The organism is Peribacillus sp. P4_C12 (assembly GCF_056402095.1).
The window spans coordinates 1-9499 of record NZ_JBFUIB010000116.1; the positions used below are offsets into that span (position 1 = coordinate 1).

General features: G+C 36.7%; 13 protein-coding genes. 8 read left to right on the forward strand and 5 right to left on the reverse strand.

Annotated features, from left to right (window positions below; translation table 11 throughout):
* The first annotated feature begins 99 nt into the window (after positions 1-99).
* From AC1DUW_RS15025 to AC1DUW_RS15035, 3 genes are all read left to right on the forward strand, one after another.
* Positions 100-234, forward strand: coding sequence for a hypothetical protein (locus tag AC1DUW_RS15025; protein ID WP_269083715.1), 135 nt, complete (start codon positions 100-102; stop codon positions 232-234).
* A gap of 284 nt (positions 235-518) precedes the next feature.
* Positions 519-809 carry a hypothetical protein gene (locus tag AC1DUW_RS15030; protein ID WP_053344513.1) on the forward strand — a complete coding sequence of 97 codons (291 nt, stop codon included), beginning with the start codon at positions 519-521 and terminating at the stop codon, positions 807-809.
* Positions 806-1144, forward strand: a complete 339-nt coding sequence (locus AC1DUW_RS15035) for a hypothetical protein (RefSeq protein WP_053344514.1) — start codon at positions 806-808, stop codon at positions 1142-1144. The genes AC1DUW_RS15030 and AC1DUW_RS15035 overlap by 4 nt, the downstream gene beginning before the upstream one ends.
* A gap of 39 nt (positions 1145-1183) precedes the next feature.
* Here the strand turns inward: AC1DUW_RS15035 and AC1DUW_RS15040 are convergent, their stop codons facing one another.
* The 3 genes from AC1DUW_RS15040 to AC1DUW_RS15050 form a co-directional block, all read right to left on the reverse strand.
* Positions 1184-1483, reverse strand: coding sequence for a hypothetical protein (locus tag AC1DUW_RS15040; RefSeq protein WP_053344515.1), 300 nt, complete (start codon positions 1481-1483; stop codon positions 1184-1186).
* A gap of 91 nt (positions 1484-1574) precedes the next feature.
* Positions 1575-1778 (reverse strand): hypothetical protein, encoded by a 204-nt coding sequence (locus tag AC1DUW_RS15045; RefSeq protein WP_053344516.1) that lies wholly within the window; start codon positions 1776-1778, stop codon positions 1575-1577.
* Between the two features lie 603 nt (positions 1779-2381).
* Positions 2382-2672 carry a hypothetical protein gene (locus tag AC1DUW_RS15050; protein ID WP_053344517.1) on the reverse strand — a complete coding sequence of 97 codons (291 nt, stop codon included), beginning with the start codon at positions 2670-2672 and terminating at the stop codon, positions 2382-2384.
* Positions 2673-3174: 502 nt separating this feature from the next.
* Here AC1DUW_RS15050 and AC1DUW_RS15055 point away from each other — a divergent pair.
* Both AC1DUW_RS15055 and glsA read left to right on the forward strand, forming a co-directional pair.
* Complete coding sequence (locus AC1DUW_RS15055) at positions 3175-3591, forward strand: hypothetical protein (protein WP_053344518.1); 417 nt, start codon at positions 3175-3177, stop codon at positions 3589-3591.
* Between the two features lie 659 nt (positions 3592-4250).
* Complete coding sequence (glsA, locus tag AC1DUW_RS15060; RefSeq protein ID WP_053347944.1) at positions 4251-5192, forward strand: glutaminase A; 942 nt, start codon at positions 4251-4253, stop codon at positions 5190-5192.
* A gap of 215 nt (positions 5193-5407) precedes the next feature.
* On the opposite strand, the gene AC1DUW_RS15065 is transcribed toward glsA, so the two are convergent.
* The gene (locus tag AC1DUW_RS15065; protein ID WP_053344519.1) at positions 5408-5599 is read right to left on the reverse strand and encodes a hypothetical protein; all 192 of its coding nucleotides are present in this window, start codon (positions 5597-5599) and stop codon (positions 5408-5410) included.
* A gap of 13 nt (positions 5600-5612) precedes the next feature.
* On the reverse strand, positions 5613-6167 hold the full coding sequence (locus AC1DUW_RS15070) for a tyrosine-type recombinase/integrase (RefSeq protein WP_053344520.1): 555 nt from the start codon (positions 6165-6167) through the stop codon (positions 5613-5615).
* Between the two features lie 402 nt (positions 6168-6569).
* Between AC1DUW_RS15070 and AC1DUW_RS15075 the strand changes: the two genes are divergently transcribed.
* The 3 genes from AC1DUW_RS15075 to AC1DUW_RS15085 all read left to right on the forward strand — a co-directional run.
* A complete protein-coding gene (locus tag AC1DUW_RS15075; protein ID WP_053344521.1) occupies positions 6570-7280 on the forward strand; it encodes a sigma-70 family RNA polymerase sigma factor in 711 nt (236 codons plus the stop codon).
* Positions 7281-7310: 30 nt separating this feature from the next.
* A complete protein-coding gene (clpP, locus tag AC1DUW_RS15080) occupies positions 7311-7895 on the forward strand; it encodes an ATP-dependent Clp endopeptidase proteolytic subunit ClpP (protein WP_477642867.1) in 585 nt (194 codons plus the stop codon).
* A gap of 508 nt (positions 7896-8403) precedes the next feature.
* Positions 8404-9499 (forward strand): DHA2 family efflux MFS transporter permease subunit (locus AC1DUW_RS15085; RefSeq protein ID WP_477642868.1); only part of this gene is annotated, 1096 nt, incomplete at its 3' end.

Sequence of the window (9499 nt, forward strand, 5' to 3'; positions counted from 1 at the left end):
TATATTAATAGAGGATTGCATTGAAGTATGTCGAATTACAAAGGATTATGTATATAAAATTAATTCGGACATAGAAGAAACTTGGAACATAAAACACTAATGAAAAATGGAATTCTTGAATATCAATTTGTAGCTGAGTTTGAACAAGAGGAAAATGCTAGAAGATATGAAGCACTACTTATCAATCAATATAAACAATTAGGGCTAGCAAAATTTAACAAGAAAAGATTTTGAACCTTGACGAGTATACCAAGTAAAGGCATAATTAACAGTAATCGTATTACTATAAAAATGGTTTTTTTTAACAAAACGTTGATAATGCTGAAAATATAGCTTTTATGGAATATCTTAGGACTCAAAATCGTGTTCATCTGGAGTGCCGGTTCGACCCTGGCCACCGGTATCACCAATAGCGAAGAAAAGCTATTACTTCAAGCTTCACACTTAATTGTGTGAAGCTTTTTTGTGTGTATCACACACTACAGAATATGTACAAATATTGTGCGGGGTAGTGTGCGATGAGTAAAGGAAGAAATTTACTATCGGAAGATGAATTAAGAATTGTTACAAAACTACTTACGTTAAATCTGATGTTTAAATTATTCTTTGAAGACTGCCAATTAAGGAATCTTCGTCCTCATACTTTGAAATATTATCGAGAACAATTTAATACGATTAAACGACCATTGGTAACAATGATAGAAAAGGATATTAAATTGCTGATATTAAATACCGTGAAGTTCGTCATTTACTGCGTTCTGGTGGTAAAATACAATTGTAATATTATGGGGAGAGAGGGGAAAATGTGAATAATATCGGTGAAGATTTTAAATTACGTGTTCATAGCAATCGTTGGGGCCATTATGACAATTACACTCTTATAAAAAAAGAAAATGGATGGACTGTTATTACTATGAAAATTCATGGTGACGAAGGTGATAAACACGGCAGTCCTGCTATTGAAAAAGCATTTGGCGGAGAATCAATTTCATATCCAAATGATTTAGGATATTTCTTATCAGATATTTGGGATGCTTCAGAAACCAAAACTAAAGAAGAAGTTCAAAAATATTTCGATGAATTAGGAGAATGGATTTCTACCACTGAGAAAACGAAGCCTAATTTCGGAGCATTGCATTTATAAGTAAACAAAAAAGATGTGTCCAAATCGGTCACATCTTTTTTAGTATTCAACATTTTCTTCAATAATCGGATTTCCTTCTGCGTCAAGCAGCTCTGGTTCGTAAAGATCATAATTGAATGTTTTCTGTTCCTCTAAATATTTTATTTTTTGGTATTCTTCTTTACTCATGCCCTCCCAAATATTTGGCCTGTGTTCGACATGCCCCATCTTGTAATACTTCATATCTACTTCTGGCTCTGTGAAAGCTTTGTTGAAAAGTATAATTCCGAAAGTGAAAATCATGAGTATGATGGTCAAAATGGAGCCAGCTATTTTGATTTTGTTTAAAAATTTTTTCAATGGTGGGATTATTCCTTTCTGTATTCGGTAATTTCAGAACTGCATAACTCACAGGACTGGATTAGTTGATAAGAAATTTTTTCGTATCAACTCAACTGTATAAAAGCCGACTTTCCACGTTACGCAGCTCTCCAGATGAAACACTATCGGCAACAATTATTTGCAAGGTTCTCATAGCTGTCATTCGCTTTTCTGGATGCTTCATTTGAAGATGTTGTTGTATCGCTCGGAAAAGCTCATTATTTTCTGGTCGGTTGGCATTATAGATTTCTTGTAAACTCTTCGATTTCTCCATGGCTTCTCCTACTTTCCATCAATTGTGCATCCGGGTGAAAGCTTATTCACCTTCATTTCTATGCTATTAACATTTGGGTTAAATCGGTAAATTTGTAGAGTTGATGCTTGATTTGAGATGCAGTTCTATACATTCGGTGGAAGTTTAAAACTTCTTTGAGTACAAACTTCTTTGGGCCGACCTTCTCCATAATATAATATTCGGTCATGACGGTGTATTCACCTCCATTTCAACATTATTTTAAATATTCTTGGGGATTTTACGTGCATATTAAATATGCAGGTACCTCGTGGCTACCGAGGCACCTACATATCATTGTAATAATTACAGGCTATTTTCAACGCGGGTAACTTTATTAGAGTTTCTAGCTTTTTAACGTTAGGGCCTGAGGCGTATATTACTCACATCAGCTTTTTATCCACCTTATACATTGCATATAGTGCCTTCTTGACCTGCATGAACAATTACTTCATTCAGATTTACACTGCTACATTATAGCGGTCAATTTGAGAGGCTCAGTGAACTAGCGGAACAAGAGGTTACGAAAACTATTCGTACCCTAAAAAGATATTAGAACCAGTTAATGGTAGTGGCCCGATGATTTCAGATTTCTATATTCATAGCATTGAGTTCTGCTTCCGTATAGCCAGAAGCGGATAGTGCTATTTCAATTTCTTCAGCAGCCTTATAATCAAATAATTTAAATTTAGACATTAGAGCGAAAGCATTTTGATCTTCAATTGCCAAGGCAACAGCTTCCACGTCTTTTAGTAACTTCAGGTCTTCGATGTAGAATTGAGCGGTTCGCATCGCTAAATACTCATTCAGTGTAGTTGAACTGTAGAAAAGTCTTGTTAAAGTAGCGATTGCGTTAGGAACGAAAATCTTATTCATAATTACCCCTCCAATATTCTTAATATTCTGTTATATTAATCACTACAAGTATGAGTCACCATAAAAATGTTGTCAATCTTTATCTATTGAGCATTTTTACTCACCAGATGAATGTACATCTGTACTCAAATTGAGTAACTAGAAAATGTCGATAGACGCCTTTGCCAAAGGCAAAGAACCGATTTACAATGCTTTCACTTGAAATGATGGTGGAAGAATATCAAGAAGAAATACAACCAATGATAGAAAGTTTCAAATTGAAATAAATAGAAGGAGGAAAGTATGGAAGAGTAATTAAAAGCAATCTCTTCCCTTTTAGGGGGTCTTATTCACAATTTTCTCGTAGGACTTACACACCACTTTATTATTAGATAGTAAATATTTCCTTTGTTTTTTAACTGTATGATTTTAATATCTAAACAGTTTATTATATTGATAAAGGAAGAATTACTTAAGCTAATACTATAATGAAGTAAGTCTTTAAAAGGGAAGTGATAGCTAAATGCTTTATATAAGCGATATCGAAAAGATAATTAATAACACATTAAATGAGCACAATTTGGATATTATTTGTGAATTTGACAATAATCTAAGTGCACCTATGAGTTATAACGTATCGACCAATACTATAAAGTTTAATTATCTTCAAGTTAACGGTTATAAAGGAAAAGTTAGAATTAAAGAGACAGAGGAAGACTTTGTTAAAATTATTCTTTATCGTATTATTGGTTATTATTTAGATTTTAAGAAAAACAAACATGATTTAAGGATTATAATGTATGGTCACGAAGAAGAAAAAGAAAAGCTAAAATCTGAAATAGAAACTAATGCTTGGGATTATGGGAGAACATTAATACCTGAACAACTATTGAAGTCATATGATAGAGTCCGTGAGTTAGATAAAATGCTAATAAATTAATGTAATTAAAGAAAATGGAAATTTAGTTAGCTCCTACGGTTAAGAACATGAAAGAAAATTGAGACCCGACTTTAAACTGAAAGCCACACCATTTTAAGTATGTAATATTAGTTCCAGCAAACGTGAAGAGTCAAAAGAGCTTTTCCTCCCTTGTTCACTCTGGATTTCCCATTATCAAGGCAACCTAGTAAGGTAGTAATGGAACAGGAACACTTATAAAGAAGCCTCCTTGGAGGGGCAACTGGTAGAATACTCTTTGGAGATTCGCTCTGGAGCTGGCTTTTGAGTGAGAAATTAAACGGATATTCAATAAGACAAGACCAAGAGAAAGAGGAGTTGTCTGAGAAGGCTTGATTAATAAAATAAATAGAAAATGAAAAAGTGGTTTTTGAGATTACATAGCCCTCTACGCTCCTCTCCTTTGTCACTATAAGTCAATCGGAACTATGTAACCGTTCCTCTATATCAGAAGCAATGCAAAGAGAGTGAATAGCCTCCTCCCACAATGAAGATAGTAGCTCCTGTAACTTTACTTCTTTTATTATCTGCTTCCTAGTTTTGCAAATAATAACTATGAAATATGGTAATAAATAATAAGACCACTATCTAACAACACTTCACATGACAAATTTTCAAAGGGGCGGCAAATTGTGAACAATATGGGATGTCAATGCAGGTCCAATGAAGAATTACAGCAACTGGTTGATCAGGCAAAAAAATATACAAATAAGGGAAAAGTGGCGGACTATATACCGGCTCTTGAAAAGGCGAATCCTGAGGGCTTATCTGTGGCTATTTACTATCCTGACGGTAAAAGGTATTGTGCGGGGGATGTAAGTGGTAAAGTGACTCTGCAAAGCATATCAAAAGTTTTGACACTTGCTCTGGTATTAATGGAAAAAGGTGAGGAATATGTCTTTTCCTATGTAGGAAAAGAACCCACCGGTGACCCTTTTAATTCGATTGCCAAGTTAGAGACAAACAAGGCATCCAAGCCGTTAAACCCGATGATCAATGCAGGAGCATTGACTGTGACCCACATGGTTGCAGGTGACAGTGTAAATGAGCGATTCAATCGTATTTTACATTTTATCCGGGAATTGACGCAAAATCCTACTATTGGTTTTAATGAAGATGTTGCACGTTCAGAGTACAATACAGCAGACTTAAATAGGTCGTTAAGCTATTTTTTAAAGCAGCATAATGTAATAAATGAGGATGTGGAGAACTTAATCGAATTGTATTCGAAGCAGTGTGCCATTGAAATGGACAGTCAGGATTTGGCGAGGATCGGCTGTGTGCTGGCCATGAATGGGAAAGATCTGTTGACGGGAAAGCAAATCATCCCCGGGGACATTGCCCGTATTTGCAAGACATTCATGGTTACCTGCGGCATGTATAACGCATCAGGTGAATTTGCCATTAATGTTGGTATTCCGGCTAAAAGCGGTGTGTCAGGGGGAATCATGGGGGCCGTCCCCGGAAAATGTGGGATTGGAATTTATGGCGCTGCGCTTGATGAGAAGGGGAACAGTGTTGCCGGGATAAAGATCTTGGAAATGATGGCGAAAAAGTATTCCTTAAGTATGTTTAATATGTAAACAAGGTTGTCCGTATTTATCAAAATGAACCTGATGACATGTATGGTCTTACAAGAGGAAGGCCTGCCAGGTGCGATTAGTGCAGTGGCATTAGTAAATGAGGTTCACTCCAAAGCCTTACAGAAACAAAGCATTTACTTCAAGCTGCCATTGTAATCGTTACTTTCAAAGCAAAAAAAAGGACCTCTGCACATAAGGCAAGGTCTTAAGCTCGATTATAACAAGTTGGATAGAAGGGATACTTTTCTATACAAAGCATTTGCCTCTTTATTCTGATGTTCCCCCGCCTCATTTAGATGTCCTTCCATATCGGTCATTAAATCAGCTAATTTCAGTGCCTTTTGTCTGTCAGAAATATTACTGCGAATGATATATTCGTACTTTGCATTGTATTCAGTTAGTGTCATTTAATCCGTCCTCCTATAGTACAAAGCCATTTAAGCTGTCCTCTATTTCTTCATCAGCAATTCCTATGTACTTCAAAGTTATTTCAGGGTGTGAATGGTTAAGAATCATTTGTAATTTAGCCACGTCTTTACTCTGTTTATAGTACCAGTATCCGAATGTTTTCCGCATGGTATGAGTTCCTACACTTTCAATGTCTACCATATCTGCGGCTTTATTAAGCTGTCTGTATGCTTGTATCTTGCTTATCGGCTTATCACCTTTGCGTGAAGGGAATAGCCATTCGCTATCAATGGTATCTATATAAGTTGCTAACTCATTAAATACATTGTTAAGCTGTATTGTTCTAGGCTTCTTTGTCTTGCCTTCCTTAATGATAATTTTCATCTTGCCTTTAATATCCTTTACCTTCAACGATAATAGATCAGACACACGTAAGCCAGTATTTATTCCTAAAAGGAACAATATGTAATCTCGTTCACTACAATGTCTTTTCAATGACCATTTCATATCATCTAATTTTTCCAATGATCTGATTGGTTGAACGTCAATTAAATGTTCTTTCGCCATTTTGCATCAGCTCTTTCATCTTGCTAGTAGAATCAATGATTTGAATGTATACTTTTATCTGATGGTTAAAGAATAACACTTGATCAGGCAAGAAGTCAAAAAAATTACCGTTTTGAAAGTAAACTTTTAACTATTTGTTTACATCGGGTGTGCCTCGATTAAATTATTGGTGACGAACCCGGAACCCGGTGCACAAAGGGGAAGCCCTAGTAAAGTCTATTTGCTGTATACAGAACACTGAGATTAGCTTGTTTGGGTCATAACCAAACAGGTTTTTAGTATGAAAGGAAATCCACAGGAAAAAATGGAATAGAATAAAATAAAGGAAAAATTTTTCACCCCCATATCTTTTTCTCTTTCTGAAACGTTTATAGGATAGAGGGTGTTGAAGGAGTGAGAAAAATGATAAATAAGTTGAAAGAAGATATTTCTGAAGGAAAGGATAACGACATGATTTTGCGTGAAGTCTATCCTGAATTGCTTCGGTTTTGCCGATTCCTTACCCAAAATAATTGGGATGGCGATGATTTAGCACAGGATACGATACTGAAGGTAATGCAGGGCTATGGGAATAAAACGGAGGTAACAACGGCTTTATTGAAGACGATAGCCCGTCATTCCTGGATTGATACGATACGTAAAAGAAAAAAAGAATCCGTAGAAGATCTGAAGGACACCGAACAGCAGGGGGCAATTGGGGAAAATGCCTTTGAAACGGTTGAATATATTATAAAATCCCTTACCCCAAAACAAGCTGTGGTGTTCATATTAAAGGAAGGGTTCCTCTATCGATCTAAAGAAATCTCAGATTATTTGAACACGTCGGAAACGGCTGTAAAGGCCATCTTGAATCGTGTGAAAAAGCGTTTTGACAAAGAGGGCATTGAAGAGCGTAAGTTGTCCTGTGCGGAAGATTGGCAAGATGATGAGGAACAGAGGCTGATGTCTCTGATGACGCAGGCTTTGAAGGCCCGAAATCCTGATATCCTCATTAGAAGTATTCCATCTTTCAAATCCCTGAACAGTGAATCAATGATTCCTAAACTGATGAATCGTTCGATGCATTCCAAAGCATGCTTCACTCCTTCAAACACTCTCTCAATGGCTGCATAGCCAATCATTTTGTTAGGAGGAAGAAGAGATATGACTACCATTCCATATGTAATTGAGCAGTCCAGCAAGGGTGAGCGCTCATACGATATTTATTCCAGACTTCTAAAAGACAGAATCATCATGATTGGGGAAGAAATCACCGATCATTTAGCCAATAGTGTGGTTGCTCAATTGTTATTCTTGGCAGCAGATGCACCTGATAAAGAAATTACCATCTTCATAAATAGTCCTGGGGGATCGACTAGTGCCGGTTTTGCTATTTATGATACGATGCAATATATTAAACCTGATATCCGGACTGTATGTACGGGTATGGCTGCATCATTCGGGGCAATGCTTTTATTGRCGGGTACGAAAGGAAAAAGGTGCGCTTTGCCGAATAGTGAAATTATGCTTCATCAACCTCTTGGAGGGGCAAGGGGGCAAGCTACGGAAATTGAAATTTCTGCCCGAAGGATTTTGAAACTGAAGGATCATATCAATCAGATCATCTCGGAAAGGACTGGGCAGCCTATCGAAAAGGTGGCGAAGGATACTGATCGTGATTATTTTTTAAGCGCAAATGAGGCGAAGGAATACGGTATTATTGATGAGATAATCGTTCAGGGGAATTAATTCATAAAAGGGGTACTTGAATTTTGAACTTCCCCCCATTAAGTGGAAAGTTTTATAAAAAGACCTAATTAAAAAATAACATCAGTAATGGATGAGGTTGCAGACAAAAATAAGCTGAAATATGGAATGAAGAGAAACAATCGATATAAATTTATCGGCTGTTTCTCTTTTTTTATCTATTCACTGATGTGATTACATTCATAGTGGTAAACAAAAGAATAGAGATACAATTATACGAATTAAGGACTGGTTGTAGGGTTATTAAGATGGGAACTCCAAAGAAATAACTTTAAATAGTGCCAATATGAGTTGATAAAAAACACCATCTAAAAGTCGTAAATTGAGGTTAAACGAATTTAGCTGACGTGTATTATTGGAAAAGACAGGTTGATTTCCTTTATTATAGAGAGGCATATTAACTTAGTAAAGTCGAATTAGAATATTAAGACTTGAAAAATACAGGAATTAACAATATGTAATAACTCAACCAAAAGGAAGTGCCGTAAGAATGAATCTCGATAAAACAGCAATCACTAAAATTCGTACAGGCCCCATGTTTGCGGTGATGCTGGCTGGTGCTCTCGTCGCTTTCTTGAATCAGACTCTAATCAATATCGCATTGCCTCAATTGATGAATCATTTTGAAATATCTGCTGCAACAGCTAATTGGCTGACAACTATCTTTTTGTTGGTCAATGGGATTGTCATCCCGATCACAGCTTTCTTAATGGAGCGGTTTAATACAAGGCAATTATATCTTGCTTCGATGGGACTCTTTGCTTTAGGAACTTTTTTATGTGGAATTGCACCTAGCTTCTCCGTCATATTGATCGGACGTGTGGTTCAAGCAGCAGGTGCAGGGATTCTATTCCCTTTGATTACAAACGTGATATTCACTTTATTTCCTCCGAACAGACGGGGTTTTGCGATGGGTATATTTGGAGTTGCGATGAATTTTGCCCCAGCCATAGGACCAACGTTATCAGGATGGATTGTACAAAACTATTCCTGGAGAGTTCTGTTTTTTGTCATTTTCCCATTTGCACTTCTAGACTTTCTTTTTGCAATTTTTATTATTAAAAATGTAGGGGAAACTAGCCGTCCCAAACTCGATAAAATGGGTGTAGTTCTATCCACCATGGGATTCGGCGGAGTTCTATACGGATTTGCTACAGGCGGTACTAAGGGATGGGACAGTTTTGAAGTCCTTATAATGTTCCTTGTAGGCGGGATCAGTTTAGTGTTATTTGTCTGGAGGCAATTTACAGTAAGGCATCCTATTTTGGAATTTCGAATTTTTCGTTATCGGATGTTCACATTAACTACGATTATCAACGTCATCGCGACTATGGGTATGTTCTCTGGAATGATATTAATGCCAATCTATATGCAGAATATCCGTGGCTTTACTCCCTTGGAATCTGGCCTCATGCTATTGCCTGGAGGTATTGTAATGGGGATTATGTCTCCTATCACAGGTAAGCTGTTTGATCGGTTTGGGGCGAGATGGCTTGCGGTAAGCGGACTTGCTATTACTATTATTACAACCTATCTTTTAACACGGCTTGAAACAGATACGTCTTATTCTTATGTGGTATGGGTAT

Excerpts from the sequence above, each read along its gene's own strand:
- AC1DUW_RS15025 (WP_269083715.1), top strand. The coding sequence starts at position 100 with ATGAAAAATGGAATTCTTGAATATCAATTTGTAGCTGAGTTTGAACAA.
- AC1DUW_RS15030 (WP_053344513.1), top strand. The coding sequence starts at position 519 with ATGAGTAAAGGAAGAAATTTACTATCGGAAGATGAATTAAGAATTGTT.
- AC1DUW_RS15045 (WP_053344516.1), bottom strand. The coding sequence starts at position 1,778 with ATGGAGAAATCGAAGAGTTTACAAGAAATCTATAATGCCAACCGACCA.
- AC1DUW_RS15050 (WP_053344517.1), bottom strand. The coding sequence starts at position 2,672 with ATGAATAAGATTTTCGTTCCTAACGCAATCGCTACTTTAACAAGACTT.
- AC1DUW_RS15055 (WP_053344518.1), top strand. The coding sequence starts at position 3,175 with ATGCTTTATATAAGCGATATCGAAAAGATAATTAATAACACATTAAAT.
- glsA (WP_053347944.1), top strand. The coding sequence starts at position 4,251 with ATGGGATGTCAATGCAGGTCCAATGAAGAATTACAGCAACTGGTTGAT.
- AC1DUW_RS15065 (WP_053344519.1), bottom strand. The coding sequence starts at position 5,599 with ATGACACTAACTGAATACAATGCAAAGTACGAATATATCATTCGCAGT.
- AC1DUW_RS15070 (WP_053344520.1), bottom strand. The coding sequence starts at position 6,167 with ATGGCGAAAGAACATTTAATTGACGTTCAACCAATCAGATCATTGGAA.
- AC1DUW_RS15075 (WP_053344521.1), top strand. The coding sequence starts at position 6,570 with ATGATAAATAAGTTGAAAGAAGATATTTCTGAAGGAAAGGATAACGAC.